Raw genomic sequence first — 17,452 nt, forward strand, 5'->3', positions numbered from 1 at the left:
CGATCATTTAATTGACCGGTCGGTACACAATACGTAGCATGCAGGTGCAGGCGGTCGAGGCGGTCGACGAGGACCGGCGCCAGGAAGAAGGATGACCATGACGACGAAGCGTTGGAAGCAGCGTCCGCCGGGTTCGACCTGGGGCGACTGGGGCGAGGACGACGAGCTGGGCCGGATCAACCTGGTCACGAAGGAGAAGGTCCTCCAAGGCGTGCGCGAGGTCGAGCACGGCATCGCCTTCAGCCTCAGCCTCCCGCTGGACTATCCGGGCGGCTCGGCCATGAACCAGCGCCGCTACCCGCCGATCCTGCGCCCCACCGAGGACCTCCAGCACAACCAGGACGTCTTCTACAACATCAAGGCGAGCGAGCACTTCTCGCCCGACCTGATCGACGTCTGGTCCGACGACGTGGTCACCTTGTGGCTCCAGTACTCCACCCAGTGGGACGCCCTCTGCCACCAGGGCGCCGAGTTCGACGCGGATGCCGACGGCGTCAACGAGGCCGTCTACTACAACGGCTACCGCGCGGGTACGGACCTGGTCGGGCCGCAGGACGACGCCAAGGGCGACGGCAGCGGCAGCCTCGGCTTCGCCCGCCACCTCGGCCTCGAACACATGGCGGAGCACGGGGTGCAGGGCCGCGGTGTCCTCATCGACATCGCCCACCACCTCGGCACCGGCTACCAGGCCGTCAACTACCGGCAGCTCCGCGAGATCATGGACGCCGACAACGTCACCGTGGAGCCCGGCGACATCGTCCTGCTCCACACCGGTTTCGCCACCCAGATCCTCAACTGGAACAAGAACCCCGACCCGGTCGCGATCCACCAGACCGCCGCCTACCTCGACGCCCACGACCCCGAGATCCTCCTATGGATCACCGAGTCGCAGCTTGCGGGCCTGGTCGCGGACAACTACGCGGTCGAAGGCGTGGGTGTGGGCAACGAGACGGGACCCCACTCCCTCCTCCCCATCCACCATCTCTGCCTGTTCAAGCTGGGCGTCCCCCTCGGCGAACTGTGGAACCTCGGCCCGCTCGCCGCCTGGCTCCGCGAACACAACCGCAGCCGCTTCCTCCTCACCGCACCCCCGCTCAACCTCCCCGGCACCCAGGGCAGCCCGCTCACGCCCGTCGCCACCGTCTGACGGTGCCGAAGTCGTTCGGTGCGGGTCGGGATCCTGCCCCTGACCCGCACCGAACTGGTACGAGATCACTTTCATGGAGGACGGAATGCCGTCAACACCCGCCGGGAGCGCCGACGTCGCCGGCCGACGCGTCGTGATCACCGGGGCCGGCCGTGGTCTGGGCCGGGTGCTCGCGCAGGCCTTCGACGCGGCCGGAGCCCGGCTGGGGCTCGTGGCCCGTTCCGAGGACGCGCTCAAGGAGGTCGCCGGGACGCTCCAGGGCGACCCCCTCGTCCTCGCGGGCGATGTGCGCGACGAGGGCTTCAACGAGTCCGTCGCCGAGGCCATGGTCGAGCGGTACGGCGCTGTGGACGCCTGGATCTGCAACGCCGGGGTCTCGCCCGGGGTCGCCGCCGTGACCGACACCAGCGCGGATGCCTGGCGGGAGGTCATCGACGTCAACCTGACCGGGACGTTCCTCGGAGCCCGGGCGGGCGCGGCCGTGATGGGCGCCGGCGGCCGGATCATCGTCACCGGTTCCGTGCTCGGCGACCGGCCCAAGGGCGGCCTCGCCGCGTACTCGGCGTCCAAGAGCGGCGTCCAGTCCCTGGTGGGGGCGCTGGCCCAGGAGCTGGGGCCGCGCGGGATCACCGTCAACACGGTGGCCCTCGGCTGGTTCGACACCGGGCTCGGCGCACACTGGCGGCGCAGCGCGGAGCGCGACAGTGGCATCGTCGAGCACACGGCACTGGGCCGCTGGGGCACCCCCGACGACCTCCCCGGCATCTACCTCTTCCTGGCCTCCGAGTCCTCGGCCTATGTCACCGGTACGACGATCACGGTCGACGGCGGCTACTCGCTGCTCTGACCGGATGTCGCCCACCACGAAGGCCTGTTGACGCCGGGGGACGTCAACAGGCCTTCGGTTGTGCTCAGTTGGCGGTGAACACCCGTACATCCCAGGCGCCCAGCTCCACTTCGGCGCCCGCCGGGACCGGACCGCCGCCGTTCAGTACGTCCGTCAGCTCGGCCGGCGCCGGTACGCGCACCGGCTCCCAGCCCCAGTTGTGGACGATGTGCACGCGCCGCCCGTCCTCCGCCGTACCGGTCGTCGCCGTGACCGACTCCGGCAGTTCGCCCCAGGCACTGCGGGCGGCCGGGGTCAGCCAAGTGGCCAGCTCCCGGGCCAGGTCGCGGCCCGGGACCGTACCGACGTACGTCACCTGCCCCGCGCCGTGGCGGCGGGTGGTGACGGCCGGCCAGCGGCCGAAGTGCGGGTGCTCGTACGTCACCAGCGGCTCGGCGTCCGTCACGGTGAGACCGTCGGCCCAGTGCGACGCCGTGGCGCCCTCCGGGAGTCGGAGCGGGCCGCCGGGCACCGAACGCACCGGTATCGCGTCGGTGAGGTTGCTGAACTCGTCGTAGGTGACGCCCGCCGCGTCCACCAGCCGCCCGGGGGCGGGTTCGTGGCGGGCCCGGGCCTCGTGGTCGGCGTACGCCGTGCGCGGGCCGAGGACCAGATGGCCGCCCGCGTGGGCGTACGCGGCGAGCCAGTCGAGGGTCGTGTCGTCGACGACGTACAGCGCCGGGACGACCAGGACCGGGTGCCGGACCACGGCCTCCTCGGGGGACAGGCCCGCGCGTTCGCCGCGCGGGTCGTGGAGCTGGCGGGCGTGCACGATGCGGACCTGGCGGCCGGCGTCGAAGGCGCCCCGGTAGAACGGGTCGAAGATCCGCTGGTAGGCGGTGTCGTCGGGGCCGCCGTCGGCCGTCGCGAGCGGCGGGTACTTCTGCATCAGCCACTTGCTGGGCGTCGAGTAGACCAGCGTGATGTCGGCGTCCGGTTCCAGACCGGCGACCAGCGGGCCCGCCGTGTCGAACTCGGCGCCCAGCCGGGCCAGTTCGGCGAACGTCCGGCCGGGCCGGCCGCTGTGCGGGAGGACGCCTCCCCAGTAGGTCTCGGCGCCGAAGTGCAGGGTGTGCCAGTGCCAGTACTCGATCATCCTGGCCCCGCGCCCGACCAGCGCCCAGGCGGCCTGGCGCCACTGGCCGTCGTACGCGGGGCGGTTGTGCCACGGCTCGCCGATCGACGAGGCGTTCGTCTCGGTGACCAGGAACGGGGCCTGCTTGGAGGAGAACATCCAGTCGGCGGTCTGGTAGAGGGACCAGACGCCCGTCGTCCGCCAGCGCTGCGCGTGCGCGTCCGGCGTACGGTCGGGGAGCGCGAGGCCGTCCTGCATGACGTAGTACGGGTTGCCCGAGGCGATGTCGAGCCGGACGGTCAGCTCCTCGTCCTCCACCGCCGGGCGGGTGTAGGAGATGCAGGTGGTGACGAACTGGTCCGGGTTCGCGTACTCCCGGACGATGTCCGCCTGCCAGCCGATGAACTCGGTGACCTGGAGGGCCTGGAACTCCCGCCAGGCCACGTCGTACTGGGGCTGGATGTTGCCGTCCGGGGTCCACAGGTCGGCCCAGGTGGACAGCCGGTGCGACCAGTAGACCAGGCCCCATTCGCGGTTCAGGGTCTCGACGTCCCCGTACTTCGCCCGGAGATGGTCGACGAAGCGCTCGAACACGCCCCGGTTGTGCAGGAGTTCGTTGCCGGGTTCGTTGTCGACCTGGAAGCCGATGACCGCCGGGTGGCCGGCGTACCGGGCGACGATCTTCCGGATCACCCGCTCGGCGTGGAAGCGGAACGCGGGGTGCGTGAAGTCCACTTCCTGCCGGGCGCCCCAGCCGATCCGCTGCCCGGTGGCCCGCTCGCCGGTGATCTCCGGGTACTGCCGGGCCAGCCACGGCGGCACGGCGTACGTCGGTGTCCCGAGGACCACGGCGATACCGCGCTCATGGGCGCCGTCCAGCACCGGCTCCAGCCAGTCGAGGTCGAAGTGCCCGCTCTCCGGCTCCCACGTCGACCACACCGACTCGCCGACCCGGATCACGGTGAACCGGGCGTCGGCCATCAGGTCGAGGTCCGCCTTGAGCTGTTCGCCGGGACGGTAGTCGGGGCCGTGGGTGGGCTGGTACTCGTGGTAGTACGCGGCGCCGAAGAGGACGCGGGCGGGCAGAACCGCCATGAAGTCAACCTCCAGGAAGGAAAGGGGAGTTGGGCAACCCGGTTGGCCGGGTGGGCAGTTACTGCTTGACCCCGCCGGTGGCCAGGCCGCTCTGCCAGTACCGTTGGAGCATGAGGAAGGCCACGACGAGCGGGATCACCGAGATCATCGACCCGGTCACGACGAGCGCGAGCATGTCGCTGCTGGCACCCGCCCCGCCGTTCTGCGCCTGGGCGGCCCAGGAGGAGAGCCCGAGCGTGATCGGGTACAGACTCGAGTCGTTGAGCATGATCAGCGGCAGGAAGTAGTTGTTCCAGGTCGCCACCAGCGTGAACAGCAGCACGGTCACCAGACCCGGGGCCAGCAGCCGCAGCACGATCAGGAAGAAGATCCGGAACTCCCCGGCCCCGTCCATCCGGGCGGCTTCGAGGATGCTGTCGGGCACCGCGTCCTGCGCGTAGACCCGCATCAGATACAGCCCGAACGGGCTCACCAGCGAGGGCAGGATGATCGCCCACGGGGTGTTCACCAGCCCGACCTTCGCGAACAGCAGATAGGTCGGAATGGCGAGCGCCGTCGCCGGCACCATGACCGCGCCGAGTACGAGGTTGAAGGCGGCGCCGTTCCCGCGGAACCGGAACTTGGCGAACCCGTACCCCGCCGCAGCCGCCAGCAGCGCGGCGCCGACGGCGCTGACACCGGCGTACAGCAGGGTGTTGAGCAGCCAGTGCAGGAAGACGCCGTCGTCCTGGGTGAAGGTATCGCGGATGTTCGTCAGCAGCTGCGGGGCGTCGTCGAACCACAGGCCGAAGCTGTTGATCAGGCCCTGGGTGCTCTTCGTCGACGCGATCAGCAGCCAGACGAGGGGGAGGAGGAAGTAGGCCAGCACCGCCAGCATGGCGATCGTCAGGGGCGTGCTGCGGCGGCGGGACGGGCGCCCGCGTCGTTTGCCGTTCCCGGTGGCTTCGGGTGCCTTGTCGGACGTGGGAACGACGTTGCTCGCGGGGGGAGTCGTGGTGGTCACGCGGGCCTCCTGCGGTTGGCGGTGAGCAGGAAGGCGTACGAGATGACCACGATGACCAGGCCGAGGAGGAAGGAGACCGCAGCCGCGTAGTTGATCTGCTGGCTGGTGAAGGCGAGCGTGTAGGCGTAGAGGTTGGCGGTGTACGAGCTGTCGATGACGTCCGGGACGATCTTCATCAGCAGGCTGGGCTCGTTGAAGAGCTGGAAGCTGCCGATCACCGAGAAGAGCAGGGTGAGCGTCAACGCGGGCCGCAGCGCCGGGATCTTGATGGACCAGGCGATCCGCCAGGAGCCCGCGCCGTCCAGTGCGGCGGCCTCGTACAACTCGGTCGGGATGGTCCGCAGGGCCGCGTACAGGATGATCATGTTGTAGCCGACGAACTCCCAGGTGACGATGTTCGCGAGGCTGCCGAGCATCCAGCTGTCGGTGAGGAAGTGCGGGGCCGGCAGGCTCAGTTTGTCGCTGAGCTGGGCGAACGGGCCGAAGTCCGGGCCGTAGAGGTAGCCCCACATCAGGGTGGCGACCACGCTCGGCACGGCGTACGGCACGAAGATGCCCAGCCGGATCACCTTGGCGAGCCGCAGCAGGCCGCTGTCCAGCGCGAGCGCGAAGAGCAGGGCCAGCAGCAGCATCACCGGGACCTGGATCACGAAGAAGGTCGCCACCCGGACGACACCCTCGCGGAGTTGGGGGTCCTTGACCGCGGCGAGGTAGTTGTCCAGGCCGACGAACGACGTGCCGCCGACCAACTTCTCCTGGAACAGGCTCAGATAGGCCGCGTAGCCCAGCGGGGCGAGGAAGAGCAGGAGGAACAGGACCATGAAGGGGGCGATGAACAGCGGGCCCGCCGACCGTGGTCGTGCGAGGAGTCTGGACATCAGGTGGCCGCCTTCACCGTGAAGCCCTGCTTCTTGGCGAACGTGGTGATCCGGGTCTGCCAACTGGCGAGCGCGGCGACGGTGTCGGTCTTGCGGGCCAGTGACAGGCCGACGGTCTCCGTCCAGTCGGTGGCGACCTGGTCGAGGAAGGGCGGCCACTGGAAGGAGGGGTCGACCTGGGCGCTGATGCCGGCGAAGACCTCGTTGACCTTCTGGCCGCCGTAGAAGGCGGGGGTGGCGCCGCTGAAACTCGCGTCCGCGAGCAGGGCCTTGGTGGCGGGGAAGAAGAACTGCTTCGTCGCGAACAGCTTCGCGCTCTCGGGGTCGCTGTTGAGGAACTTGGCGAATTCGGCGGCGGCGATGGGGTTCTTGGTGGAGCGGATCACGGCGGTCGTCGAGCCGCCCCAGTTGCCGGCGCTCGGCTTGGCGGCGTCCCACTGCGGCATCGGGGCCGCCCGCCACTTGCCCGCGGTGTCCTTGGCCGAGCCGGAGAGGAAGGCCGGGCCCCAGGCGCCGACGATCCAGGTGGCGTACTTGCCCTTGTTGAGCGCGGCGTACCAGGAGTCCGTGAAGTCCGGCTCGACGCCGATGACGCCCTCCTGGGCGAGGGCGCCCCAGAACGCGCCGAGCTTCTTGGAGACCGCGTCGTCGACGCTGATGGTGATGTCGCTCTTGCCGGAGGTGACGTACGGCTTGGACCCCGCCTGCCACAACAGGCCGTGCCACGCGGCGACCTGGTTCGCGGCGAGGTTGGTGAGGTAGACGTCCGGGTCGGCCTTGTGCAGCTTGCGCGCGGCCTCGGCGAACTCGTCCCAGGTCTCGGGGACTTCGATGCCGTGCTTGTCGAAGATGTCCTGCCGGTACAGCATGCCCATCGGGCCGGTGTCCTGCGGGATCGCCCACACCTCGCCGTCGCTGCCGCTGACCTGGCTCCAGGTCCAGTCCACGAACTGGGACTTGAGGGCGGAGGCGCCGTACGGGCGCAGGTCCAGCAGGCTGTCGGTGATCGTGAAGGTCGGGATCGCCTGGAACTCGATCTGCACCAGGTCGGGGGCGCCGCTGCCGGCCTTGAGCGCGGTACGCAGCTTGGTGTACTCCGGGGTGCCCTGACCGGCGTTGACGGCCTTGACCTTGATCGCCGGGTACTTCTTCTCGAACAGGGCGATCTCGGCGGCGATCTCCGGGACCCACGTCCAGAAGGTCAGCTCGGTCGGGGTCGTCATCGCCTTGTCGATGTCGGCCTGGCTGACCGGCTTAGACGAGGACGAGCCGCTGTCGGAGCCACCCCCGCCGCAGGCGGTGAGGGCCGCGCCGAGCGAGGCGGCACCGGCCGCGGTGAGCAGGAGACGGCGGCTGAGGGCAGCGGGGGAGGCGGGGATTCTGGGCATGGTGGACTCCGGCCAGGACGAAAGGACGTGATGGGAGGACTGGGGGAGGCGGCAGGTGGGGCTGACCTGCCTCTTCAGGGGTGTGGCTGCGGTGCTGGTGCTGCGGTGGGTGCGGCTACCGGTGGGGCGGGGGTGCGGTGGAGGACCGTACGACGAGGTCGACCGGTGGGTCGCTCGGCGGCAGCGGGTCCGCGTCCGGGTTCTCGATGGCGTGCAGCAGGCGTTTGAGGCCCTCCTGCGCCACCGCGTCGAACGGCTGCCTGACGGTGGTCAGCGGCGGGGTGACGTAGGCGGCGACCGGGATGTCGTCGAACCCGACCACGCTCACGTCGTCCGGCACCCGCCGTCCGGCCTCCGCCAGCGCCCGGATCAGTCCGATCGCCATGTCGTCGTTGGCGGCGAACACGGCGGTCACCGAGGGATCGGCGGCGAGCCGGCGGCCCGCCGCGTAGCCGGAGGCGGCCGACCAGTCGCCCTCGACGACGGGCGGCTCGGACGCGCCATGGGCGGCGAGGGCGGCCCGCCAGGCGGCGAGCCGGTCCCTGGCCGCGAACCAGCGCGGCGGTCCGGAGAGGTGATGGACCGTCAGATGGCCGAGATCCAGCAGGTGTTGGGTGGCGGCCCGGGTGAGCAGATCCGCCCCGCCGCCCGAGGTGACCGGGTGGGCGGTGGCGAAGGGCGAGGGCGCCCCGATGACCAGGACCGGTACGTCGACGGACAGCTCCGCCATGCTCGTGCCCTCGTCGATCGGCTCGGAGACGACGATGCCGTCCACCCCCTGTTCGAGGAGCGAGCCGACGGCGCCGGCGACGCCCGCCGGGTCGCCCTCGACCGTGTTGACGACCCGCAGCGCGTACCCGGTGTCCCGGACGGCGCGCTCGATGCCCATCAGCAGTGACGCGGGCCCGTACAGGGCGGTACCCAGCGTCACCACGCCGATCGACCTCGTCCGCCCGGAGGCGAGCGCCCGGGCCGCGTTGTTCATCCGGTAGCCGAGGTCTTCGGCGGCCTGGAGAACCCGGCGGCGTACGTCCTCGGAGACGTACCGCTCGCCGTTGAGGACCCGGGACACGGTCTTCTGGGAGACACCCGCGAGCCGTGCCACGTCGACACTGCGGGGCGTCGACGAGGCCGCACCCCGTCCTGTCTGTCGTGTCACGGCGACTCCTCGCGGATATCTGACTGCGCTGTCATGACTGCGCAGTCATATCTACGCAGTCAGACGGGGCACGTCAAGGGTTCGCGCAATCCCGGCGTAACTTTCCTGACTCGGACAGCGCTGTCGCACCGGTGTCGTACCAGGGTCGTACGGCGGCCCTACGACCCCGGTACGACAGCGCCGGACACCCCTCCGCCGGCCGGGCGTCCATGATCCGACCGCTTTCTGGGTAGCTACGGGGTTTGCCGCGTCGTAGCGCCGTCGTCCCGAGGAGAGCCGCCCGTGTCCCTGCCCGACATCGAGTCCCTGGCCCGTACCGCACTGCCCGAGATGACCGACGACCTGCGCACCCTCGTCGAGCACGAGACCCCCAGCGACGACAAGCAGCTGCTGTCCGCCGGGCTCGCCGCCATCGAGGACTGGGCGCACCGGCGCCTCGGCCCACCGGACGAGACCGTGCGGCATGACGGCGGCGAGCACGGAGACGTCCTGGAACTCCTCCACCGGGGCACCTCGGACACCGAGGTGCTGCTGCTCGCCCACTACGACACCGTGTGGCCGGCCGGCACCCTCGCCGAGTGGCCGTTCACCGTGACGGACGACGGCCGGGTGAGCGCGCCGGGCGCCTTCGACATGAAGTGCGGCCTGGTGCAGGCCGTTTGGGCGCTGCGCCTGCTGCGCGAACGGAACCTGCCGCGCCCGACGGTACGGCTGCTCCTCAACGGCGACGAGGAGATCGGCAGCCCCTTCTCCCGGCCGCACATCGAGCGGCTCAGCGAGCACGCGGCGGCCACACTGGTGTGCGAACCGGCGGCGGGACCGGACGGCGACCTGAAGACGGCCCGCAAGGGCGTCGGCCTCTTCGAGGTGGCCGTGGCGGGCGTGGAGGCCCATGCGGGCCTGGACCCCTACGGCGGCGCGAGCGCCGTGCACGCCCTCGCCGAACTCGTCACGCGGATCGCGGAGTTGGGCTCACGCGAACACGGCACGACGGTCAACGTCGGTGTGATCAGCGGCGGTACGGGACGCAACGTCATCGCCGGACACGCCCGCTGCGGGATCGACGTACGCATCGCCGACCCCGCCGAGGCGGTCCGCATCGACACCGAACTGGCCGCCCTCACGGCCTCCGACCCCCGGGTACGGGTGACCGTCTCCGGCGACTGGAACCGCCCGGCGATGGTGCCGACGCCGGCCTCCCAACTCCTGTTCAAACAGGCGCAGTCGGTGGCGGCGGGGCTCGGTCTGACGGTCCGTGAGACGGGCGTGGGCGGGGCGAGCGACGGCAACTTCGTCTCCGCGCTGGGCCGCCCGGTCCTGGACGGCCTCGGCCCGGTGGGCGGGGGCGCGCACGCCCGCGGCGAGCATGTGCTGCTCGAACACGTGCCGGCCCGTACGGCGCTGCTGGCGGGGCTGCTCGTGGCCCACGGGGAATAGCCGGCCCCGCACGTACGCTGGAGGAGCAGTCGGCTCTAGTGATCGGGGACCGGGATGACCTACGAAGCGCAGACCACGGAGAGCGTCAGGGCCACGGAGACCGCCGGGACCGCCGAGGCGGTGCGGCACACGCGCTTCGGGCGACTGCCCGAGCGGATCCGCCTGGAGGACATGACCGCCGGGCAGCCCGCCTCGGTGCCCGACCCGGCGCGGAACGCGTACAACGAGGACGAGTGGACGGTCCGGTACTGCCTGTGACGAACGAAGGGCGGGCCGCCGGGTGTCCGGCGGCCCGCCCTGGGGGGACGGGGATCGATCAGCTGACGTCGGAGGCGTCCAGGCGGTAGAGGCCGCTGCTGGTCGACGTGGACGTCGAGGTGGACGTGGACGTCGACGTGGAGGTCGATGAGCTGCTCGTCGAACCGGTGCTGTACTCCGAGGAGTCGACTGCCGTGCCGTGCTCCTTCACCCAGTTCGCGATCTCGGAGCTGGTGCCCTGGCCGCTGTCGCTGCTCACGATGATGTAGTGCAACTTGCCTGCCTTCACCAGGCTCTTGAGCTTGGCCAGGGTCATCGCGTTGTCGCTGCCCGACCAGCCGCCCATCGAGATCACGGGCTGGCCCGACTCCAGGATGATCGAGGACGCCGTCTGGTCGGTGGCCACCGCCAGCAGCCAAGTGGCGCCGTCCTGGTGCTTCTTGAGGTACGTGATCATGTCCGACGACACCTGGGTGCCGCCGCCCATCCCACCGCCACCGCCACCGGCGGTTCCTCCGCCGTCACCGCTCGGACGGGTGCCCGACTCGGTGCCCGCCTCCGCCGAACTCCCGCTGGAGGACGAGGTGTTGCCCGACGGGGGCGTCCCCATGGACTGGCCGTCGCTCTCGCTCGTACCGCTGCTGCCGCTCGTACCCCTGGAGCCCTGCGGAGCACCGCCGCCGCCACCCATGCCGCCGCCCATTCCGCCGCCTGTGCTGGGGCCGGCCGTCGGGTTGGTGCCGTTGGTGCTGGAGGTCGCGGCCGAGACCGAGTAGGCGGCCGGTCCTGCGAGCAGGGCGACCACCGCGGCCAGTGCCGCGATGCCCATCAGACGGTGCCGCTTGCTGAAGCGGCCGATCAGCAGGCCCGCGACGGACAGGGTGCCTGCCACCGCCACGATGATCTCCGCGACCGTGTACAGGGTGCCGGAGCCCGACACCCGCTGGAGCAGGACGACCGCCCAGATCGCGCTCGCCGCGATGGCCAGCGGGAGCACCCAGGCCCACTTCGCCGCCGTACCCTCACGGAAGGCGCGGTAGAGCATGACCCCGCCGGCGCCCGCCAGGGCCGCGATTCCGGGGGCCATGGCCGTGACGTAGTACGGGTGGAAGGTGCCCTCGGCGAGGGCGAAGGTCAGGTAGTGCAGGACGAACCAGCCGCCCCAGAGCAGCAGCGCCGCGCGCTTGGCGTCCGTACGGGGGGCACGGCCGCGCAGGACCAGGCCCGCGATCAGGGCGATCAGTGCGAAGGGGATCAGCCAGGAGATCTGGCCGCCCATGATCTCGTTGAACATGCGGTAGACGGACGCCGTACCGCCGAAGCTCGCGCCGTTGCCCGCCGAGCCGACCGACGAACTCGCCCCGAAGATCCGGCCGAAGCCGTTGTAGCCGATGACCAGGTCCCAGACCGTGTTGTCGGTCGAACCGCCGATGTAGGGGCGGGAGGAGGCCGGGATCAGGTCGACGACCACCATCCACCAGGCCGAGGAGACCACGAGGGCCACCGTGCCGACGGCCAGGTTGCGGATGCGCCTGCCCAGGCTCGCGTTCGCCGCCCAGAGGTAGACCAGGAAGAAGACCGGCAGGACGACGTACGCCTGCATCATCTTGGTGTTGAAGGCGAAGCCGATCGCCACGCCCGACCAGACCAGCGGCATCAGGCGTCCGGTGCGCACCGACTTCATCAGGGCCGCCGCGCCCAGCAGCATCAGGAAGACCAGGATCGGGTCCGGGTTCGTGTCCCGGGTGATCGCCACCGTGATCGGGGTCAGGGCGAGGGCCAGGGACGCGATGGTCGCCGCCACCGGGCCGAAGTCGCGCTTCACCATGCGGAACAGCAGGGCCACCGAGGCCGTGCCGACCGCGACCATCGGCAGCATCAACTGCCAGGTGCCGTAACCGAATACGCGGGCCGACAGGCCCATCACCCAGAGCGCGAAGGGGGGTTTGTCGACGGTGATGAAGCTGCCGGAGTCCAACGCCCCGAAGAAGAAGGCCTTCCAGCTCTTCGTGCCGCTGTACACGGCCGCGTCGTAGAAGGTGTTGCCGGTGATGGAGGAGAGGTTCCAGGCGTACAGCGCCGTGGCGAGGATCAGGATTCCCCAGAGGGTGGGGCGGGTCCAGGCCGGGTCCTCGGGGGCGCCGGTGAACAGGCGTTTGGCGCGGGCCGCGAGACCGCCGCCGGAGGCCGGGGGTTCGGCGCGGTGGTGGGGCGCGGGTGCGCTGTCGCGGGTCGGCGGCGGGGCGAGGGTCGTCATGACGCGTACTCCAAGCTGGGGGCGGGGCTGCTGCTGGTGACGTGCTGGGGTGCGCCTACGGGGCGCTGCGCGGGTACGCGACGCGGTACGGGAATCCGGGTGCGGCCGGTGACGCCGGCGCGCAGCATCCGGCGTACGCCTCTGAGGTCGTCGAGGGCGGTGCGGACGATGTCGACCCGGCTGTCGGGGTCGTCGACCCAGTCGACCGGTACTTCGTGGATGCGCAGGCCGTTGCGCTGGGCCAGGACCAGCAACTCGGTGTCGAAGAACCAGGCGTTGTCCTCGATGTGCGGGGCCAGCGCCCGGAAGACGTCCGTGCGGACCGCCTTGAAACCGCACTGGGCGTCCGAGAAGCGGGCCGCGAGGCCGAGCCGCAACAGGGCGTTGTACGAGCGGGAGATGAACTCGCGCTTCGGGCCGCGCACCACGTCGGACTGGCGGTGCAGGCGGCTGCCGATGGCCACGTCGCTGTGGCCGGACAGGAGCGGGGCCACCAGCGGGAGGAAGCCCGCGAGGCCCGTGGAGAGGTCGACGTCCATGTACGCGACCACGTCGGCCGTGGAGTTCCGCCACACGTGCTTCAGCGCGCGGCCCCGGCCCTTCGCGTCCAGGTGGACCGCGTGGACGTGCGGGAGGCGGAGCGTCAGGTCGGTCGCGACCTGCCAGGTGGCGTCGGTGCTGGCGTTGTCCGCGACCGTGATGCGGAACGGGAACGGGAAGGAGGCTTCGAGGTAGGCGTGGAGACGGCCGATGCTCTCGGCGAGTACGTGCGCCTCGTTGTACACCGGCACCACGATCTCGACCGAACGCTGCCGGACGCCCCTCGCGTTCGTTTCGTTCATGCCAGTGACGATCGGGGCCGTATCTGGGGCGACCCTGAGGCGACTCTGAGCGAGGAATGAGAATCAGCGGACTCACAGGTTGCCCACAGGGGCGGCCGGTGACACGTGATCTCAGGCTGTGTGCGCGCTCCCACCGCCCGCCGCCGCGGACGCGATCAACTGGTCGATCAGCGCGATCAGGACGTCCCGGCACGACTCCCGGTCCCGGGCGTCGCACAGCAGCACCGGGGTGCGCTCCGGCAGTGCCAGGGCCTCCCGGATCTCGTCCGGCTCGTACGGATGTTCCCCGTGGAAGCCGTTCACGCCGACGACGAAGGGGATGTCCCGGCGCTCGAAGAAGTCGATCGCCGCGAAGCTCGACTCCGGCCGGCGCACGTCGATGAGGACCACGGCCCCCAGGGCGCCGATCGCCAGGTCGTTCCACATGAACCAGAAGCGCTGCTGGCCCGGCGTACCGAAGAGGTAGAGGATCAGCTCGTGGCTGAGGGTGATGCGGCCGAAGTCGAGGGCCACGGTGGTGGACTTCTTCTCCTCGATGCCGTCCAGGTCGTCGATGCCGAGGCCGGCCGCGGTCAGCGGTTCCTCGGTGCGCAGGGGCACGATCTCGCTGACCGAGCCGACCATCGTCGTCTTGCCCACGCCGAAGCCGCCGGCGATGAGGATCTTGACCGTGTCGGGCGCCGAGGTCCCGTTCGCGGTCGCGCTAGAGCCGGCCAAGGCCGTCCCTCACTTTCTGGAGCAGGTCCATGTCCGTGGTGCGCGAGATCTGCCGCGGGGACTGGGCGGTGATCCGGCCCGCCTCCAGCAGATCGCACAGCATGATGACGACCACGCTCACCGGCAGGTCCAGATGGGCCGCCAGCTCCGCCACCACGACGGGACGTGCGCACAGCCGCAGGATCCGAGCGTGCTCGGGCTGGGGCCGCTTGCCGCCGTCGGGCTGCGGCTCCACCGCCGTCACCGACGTGATCAGCGTGAAGTCGGCGCGGCTGGGCCGGGTCCGCCCGCCGGTGAGCGTGAACGGCCGTACGAGACGGCCGGCCGCGTCGCTTCCGCTCACCTCACTCGCCGGCCGCGCCGACGACCCCCGCGCGCGGGGCCGCGCTGAGGTGCTCACCGATCTTCTTCACCAGCATGTTCATCTGGTACGCCACCACCCCGACGTCCGCTCCCTGGCTGGTCAGCACCGCGAGATGGGCGCCGGGACCGGCCGCGGTGAGGATCAGGTAGCCGTTGCGCATCTCGATCAGCGCCTGGCGCACCGGACCGCCACGGAAGTCCATGCTGACGCCCTTGCTGAGGCTCATCAGCCCGGACGCGGTCGCCGCCAGCCGCTCGGCGTCGTCGCGCAGGAACGCCGTGGACCTGCTGACGACCAGTCCGTCCTCGGAGAGCACCACGGCGTGGTTCACCTCGGCTACCCGGTCCACGAGTCCGGTGAGCAGCTGGTCGAGCTCGGTGTGCGTGGCGGGGGTGGGGCGTGTCATTTCTCTGTCCTTCATCAGCGGTCTGCGGGCGGAGTCGAGGTGACCGGAGTGCCTGCGTCGGGGAGCGGTGCGTCGGGTTCCTGGGGCGAGTCGTCCTCTCCATGGTCGTACTGCTCTTCGGCGTCGTCGTCACGGGCCTGGAGGGTGCCGCGCTGGAAACCGGAGAGCGAGGAGGCCGCGCGCTCCGCCGAGAACTCGTCCGACGCGTCCTCGGCCGTGCCCTCGGGTTCGGTGTCCTCCCGCAGCTCGGCGGCCAGACTGGTCTGCGGTACCCGGCGCGGCAGCGGCGCGGGACCGCCCTTGCGCGCGGCGCCGCCCGGCTCGGCCGGACGCTCACCGCCGCGGCCCGCCCCGACGAGCGCGGCCGGGCGGGCCGCGGGACCCGTCTCGGCGGTCCGGACCCGGGCCGCGACGGGCTGCGGCTCCCGGTCCCGGACGCGCTCGTGCGCCGAACGCTCCGCGAGGGCCGGGGCCGGCGCCTCGGCGGACTCGTCCTCGGCGGCCGAGGGATCCGTGTCGGGCACGGCGAGTTCACGGACTACGACATCGTGCGGGACCAGCACGATCGCGGTCGTACCGCCGTACGGCGAGGAGCGCAGCGTGACCTGGATGCCGTGCCGGACGGCGAGGCGGGCGATCACGAACATGCCGAGCCGCAGGTCGTCGGCGAGCGCGACCACGTCGAACTGCGGTGCCTGGGCGAGGTGTTCGTTGAAGGACGCGTAGTCCTCCTCGGACATGCCGAGCCCGCGGTCCTCGACCTCGATGGCCAGCCCCTTGGCGACCATCGCGGCCCGTACGCCGACCGGGCTGGGCGCGGGCGAGTAGGCGGTGGCGTTGTCGATCAGCTCGGCCAGCAGATGGATGACGTCGGCCACCGCGGGCGGCGCGAGGTACACGTCCTCCTCGGTCTGTACCTCGACCCGCTGGTACTCGGCGACCTCGCCTACGGCGCTGCGCAGGATGTCGATCAGGGCGACCGGCTCGGTCCAGCTGCGGCCGGGGCGTTCACCGCTGATGATGACCAGGTTCTCCTCGTAGCGGCGCAACTGGCTCGCCGTCGAGTCGAGTTCGTACAGCCCCTTGAGGATCTCCGGGTCCTGGTGGGCGCGTTCGAGCGCGTCCAGCTTGGTGAGCTGGAGGTTGACCAGGTTCTGGCTCTGCCGGGCGATGCCCAGGATGACCTTCTGGAACCCGCGCCGGGTGTCGGCGAGTTCGACCGCGGTGTGCACGGCGGTGCGCTGCGCCGCGTTGAACGCGTGGGCCACCTGGCCGAGTTCGTCGTGGCCGTAGTCGAGCGGCGGGGTCGCCGACTCGACGTCGACCTTCTCGCCCCGGTTGAGCCGCGCGACCACGTCCGGCAGCCGCTCCTCGGCCAGGCCCAGGGTGGCCATGCGCAGGCCGCGCAGCCGGCGGGACAGCGAGCGGGTGATGCGCCAGGACAGGATGATGCACAGCAGCAGCCCGCCGAGCCCGCCGGCGCTCAGTGAAGCGGCCTTGATCAGCAGTGAGCGTGCCTCGTCGTCGCTGCGGCTGAGCAGCCCCTGGGTCTCGTCATGGATGAGCGAGCCGTACTGGACGCTCAGTTCGTCCATCGCGGCGGTCCACTGCTTCTGCTTGTCCGGCAGTGTGATCTTCCGGTCGGCGCCGCCGCCGGGCGTGCCCGACGTGAGCACCTCGTCCTCGATGGAGGTCAGCGTCTTCCAGGCCGAGCCTTGCAGGATCGCCTCGGTACGGGTCTTCGCCGTGCCGCTCAGGGACTGGACCAGCTCGTCCTCGACGACCCAGCGCCGGGCGCTGACCAGCCGGACGTAGGTCTCCCACTCCTGCTGGTCGAAATGCCCCGAGGGCCAGGCCAGCATGAGCTGCGAGTCCTCCTGGGCGACCAGTTCGGCCGCGTGCTCCAACTGGACGAGAGGACCGGCCTGTGAGGTGAGGTCGCCGTCGTCGACCTGGGACAGTTCCTGGAAGGAGTGGATCTGGTCGGCGATGATCGACGAGTACTGGTCCAGTACCTGTTGGGCGGAGATGTCGGTGAGCCTGTCGACCTGACCGCGGTAGTACTCCAGGCTGCCCGCCGCCGCGATGACCGAGTACATCCGCTCCCCGATCCGGTCGGGGGCCTCCTGGATGGCCTTGGCCCGGCCGACCAGTTTCGCGACCGCCTTGTCCGTCTCCGCGCGCTGCGCGTCCAGGGCGGAGCGGTCACCTCTGGGCGAGGCCAGCCACACGGCCGACAGGGTGCGTTCCTTCTGCAACGCGAGCGTGGCCTCGGTGCCCATGGCACCGGTCGACTTGCTCAGCTCCGTCTGGTCCCGCAGCCGCAGGCCCTCCGAGAACATCTGAATCGTCGTCACACCCCACATCGCGGCGAGGATGACGCTGGGCACCAGCGCGAGCAGGATCAGCGAGAGACGTATGGAGCCGAGACGGCGCCGGGCACCTTTGCGTGGAGGCATCGTCGTCCTAGGGCGATCAGCGGTGGGCGGAAGTGACAGGTGACAAAGGGAAGGCGAGTGGTGACGGAAGCGGAACACGGC

At 70.6% G+C, this 17,452-nt stretch carries 15 protein-coding genes; 4 read left to right on the top strand and 11 right to left on the bottom strand.

Translation table 11 applies throughout. The features are described 5' to 3' along the window. Window positions 1–97: 97 nt before the first annotated feature. Complete coding sequence (locus CW359_RS06225) at window positions 98–1,147, top strand: cyclase family protein (protein ID WP_105968903.1); 1,050 nt, start codon at window positions 98–100, stop codon at window positions 1,145–1,147. Window positions 1,148–1,232: 85 nt separating this feature from the next. Beyond that, window positions 1,233–1,994: an SDR family NAD(P)-dependent oxidoreductase gene (locus CW359_RS06230; RefSeq protein ID WP_198655107.1), complete on the top strand. Its 762-nt coding sequence runs from the start codon at window positions 1,233–1,235 to the stop codon at window positions 1,992–1,994. 64 nt (window positions 1,995–2,058) lie between these two features. Here the strand turns inward: CW359_RS06230 and CW359_RS06235 are convergent, their stop codons facing one another. From CW359_RS06235 to CW359_RS06255, 5 genes are all read right to left on the bottom strand, one after another. Next, a complete protein-coding gene (locus CW359_RS06235) occupies window positions 2,059–4,203 on the bottom strand; it encodes a beta-galactosidase (protein ID WP_105968738.1) in 2,145 nt (714 codons plus the stop codon). A gap of 58 nt (window positions 4,204–4,261) precedes the next feature. Then, a complete protein-coding gene (locus CW359_RS06240; RefSeq protein ID WP_105968739.1) occupies window positions 4,262–5,206 on the bottom strand; it encodes a carbohydrate ABC transporter permease in 945 nt (314 codons plus the stop codon). Continuing rightward, window positions 5,203–6,084: a carbohydrate ABC transporter permease gene (locus tag CW359_RS06245; RefSeq protein ID WP_105968740.1), complete on the bottom strand. Its 882-nt coding sequence runs from the start codon at window positions 6,082–6,084 to the stop codon at window positions 5,203–5,205. The genes CW359_RS06240 and CW359_RS06245 overlap by 4 nt, the downstream gene beginning before the upstream one ends. Beyond that, on the bottom strand, window positions 6,084–7,472 hold the full coding sequence (locus CW359_RS06250) for an ABC transporter substrate-binding protein (protein ID WP_105968741.1): 1,389 nt from the start codon (window positions 7,470–7,472) through the stop codon (window positions 6,084–6,086). The genes CW359_RS06245 and CW359_RS06250 overlap by 1 nt, the downstream gene beginning before the upstream one ends. Window positions 7,473–7,587: 115 nt before the next feature. Continuing rightward, window positions 7,588–8,631, bottom strand: coding sequence for a LacI family DNA-binding transcriptional regulator (locus CW359_RS06255; protein WP_105968742.1), 1,044 nt, complete (start codon window positions 8,629–8,631; stop codon window positions 7,588–7,590). A gap of 282 nt (window positions 8,632–8,913) precedes the next feature. Here CW359_RS06255 and CW359_RS06260 point away from each other — a divergent pair, with 282 nt between their 5' ends. After that, window positions 8,914–10,068 carry a M20 family metallopeptidase gene (locus CW359_RS06260; protein ID WP_105968743.1) on the top strand — a complete coding sequence of 385 codons (1,155 nt, stop codon included), beginning with the start codon at window positions 8,914–8,916 and terminating at the stop codon, window positions 10,066–10,068. Window positions 10,069–10,122: 54 nt separating this feature from the next. After that, entirely contained in the window at window positions 10,123–10,326 is a 204-nt protein-coding gene (locus CW359_RS06265; protein WP_105968744.1) for a hypothetical protein, read from the top strand. A gap of 58 nt (window positions 10,327–10,384) precedes the next feature. Here the strand turns inward: CW359_RS06265 and CW359_RS06270 are convergent, their stop codons facing one another. The 6 genes from CW359_RS06270 to CW359_RS06295 form a co-directional block, all read right to left on the bottom strand. Then, the gene (locus CW359_RS06270) at window positions 10,385–12,583 is read right to left on the bottom strand and encodes an ArnT family glycosyltransferase (protein WP_105968745.1); all 2,199 of its coding nucleotides are present in this window, start codon (window positions 12,581–12,583) and stop codon (window positions 10,385–10,387) included. After that, window positions 12,580–13,425: a dolichyl-phosphate beta-glucosyltransferase gene (locus CW359_RS06275; RefSeq protein ID WP_105968746.1), complete on the bottom strand. Its 846-nt coding sequence runs from the start codon at window positions 13,423–13,425 to the stop codon at window positions 12,580–12,582. Before CW359_RS06275 ends, CW359_RS06270 begins: the two co-directional genes overlap by 4 nt. 111 nt (window positions 13,426–13,536) lie before the next feature. Continuing rightward, window positions 13,537–14,142, bottom strand: coding sequence for a GTP-binding protein (locus tag CW359_RS06280; protein WP_105968747.1), 606 nt, complete (start codon window positions 14,140–14,142; stop codon window positions 13,537–13,539). Beyond that, entirely contained in the window at window positions 14,129–14,485 is a 357-nt protein-coding gene (locus CW359_RS06285; protein WP_105968748.1) for a DUF742 domain-containing protein, read from the bottom strand. The genes CW359_RS06280 and CW359_RS06285 overlap by 14 nt, the downstream gene beginning before the upstream one ends. A 1-nt stretch (window position 14,486) precedes the next feature. Further along, window positions 14,487–14,912, bottom strand: a complete 426-nt coding sequence (locus tag CW359_RS06290) for a roadblock/LC7 domain-containing protein (RefSeq protein ID WP_006377390.1) — start codon at window positions 14,910–14,912, stop codon at window positions 14,487–14,489. A 14-nt stretch (window positions 14,913–14,926) separates the two neighbouring features. After that, window positions 14,927–17,371: a sensor histidine kinase gene (locus tag CW359_RS06295; protein WP_105968749.1), complete on the bottom strand. Its 2,445-nt coding sequence runs from the start codon at window positions 17,369–17,371 to the stop codon at window positions 14,927–14,929. Window positions 17,372–17,452: the final 81 nt, after the last annotated feature.

The sequence above is a fragment of the Streptomyces geranii genome, assembly GCF_002954775.1.
Lineage (GTDB): Bacteria > Actinomycetota > Actinomycetes > Streptomycetales > Streptomycetaceae > Streptomyces > Streptomyces geranii.

What these genes read in the sequence shown, in the direction of transcription:
- CW359_RS06275 (WP_105968746.1), bottom strand. Translation starts at nt 13,425, where the DNA reads ATGAACGAAACGAACGCGAGGGGCGTCCGGCAGCGTTCGGTCGAGATC.
- CW359_RS06245 (WP_105968740.1), bottom strand. Translation starts at nt 6,084, where the DNA reads ATGTCCAGACTCCTCGCACGACCACGGTCGGCGGGCCCGCTGTTCATC.
- CW359_RS06230 (WP_198655107.1), top strand. Translation starts at nt 1,233, where the DNA reads ATGCCGTCAACACCCGCCGGGAGCGCCGACGTCGCCGGCCGACGCGTC.
- CW359_RS06295 (WP_105968749.1), bottom strand. Translation starts at nt 17,371, where the DNA reads ATGCCTCCACGCAAAGGTGCCCGGCGCCGTCTCGGCTCCATACGTCTC.
- CW359_RS06225 (WP_105968903.1), top strand. Translation starts at nt 98, where the DNA reads ATGACGACGAAGCGTTGGAAGCAGCGTCCGCCGGGTTCGACCTGGGGC.
- CW359_RS06265 (WP_105968744.1), top strand. Translation starts at nt 10,123, where the DNA reads ATGACCTACGAAGCGCAGACCACGGAGAGCGTCAGGGCCACGGAGACC.
- CW359_RS06270 (WP_105968745.1), bottom strand. Translation starts at nt 12,583, where the DNA reads ATGACGACCCTCGCCCCGCCGCCGACCCGCGACAGCGCACCCGCGCCC.
- CW359_RS06290 (WP_006377390.1), bottom strand. Translation starts at nt 14,912, where the DNA reads ATGACACGCCCCACCCCCGCCACGCACACCGAGCTCGACCAGCTGCTC.
- CW359_RS06235 (WP_105968738.1), bottom strand. Translation starts at nt 4,203, where the DNA reads ATGGCGGTTCTGCCCGCCCGCGTCCTCTTCGGCGCCGCGTACTACCAC.
- CW359_RS06250 (WP_105968741.1), bottom strand. Translation starts at nt 7,472, where the DNA reads ATGCCCAGAATCCCCGCCTCCCCCGCTGCCCTCAGCCGCCGTCTCCTG.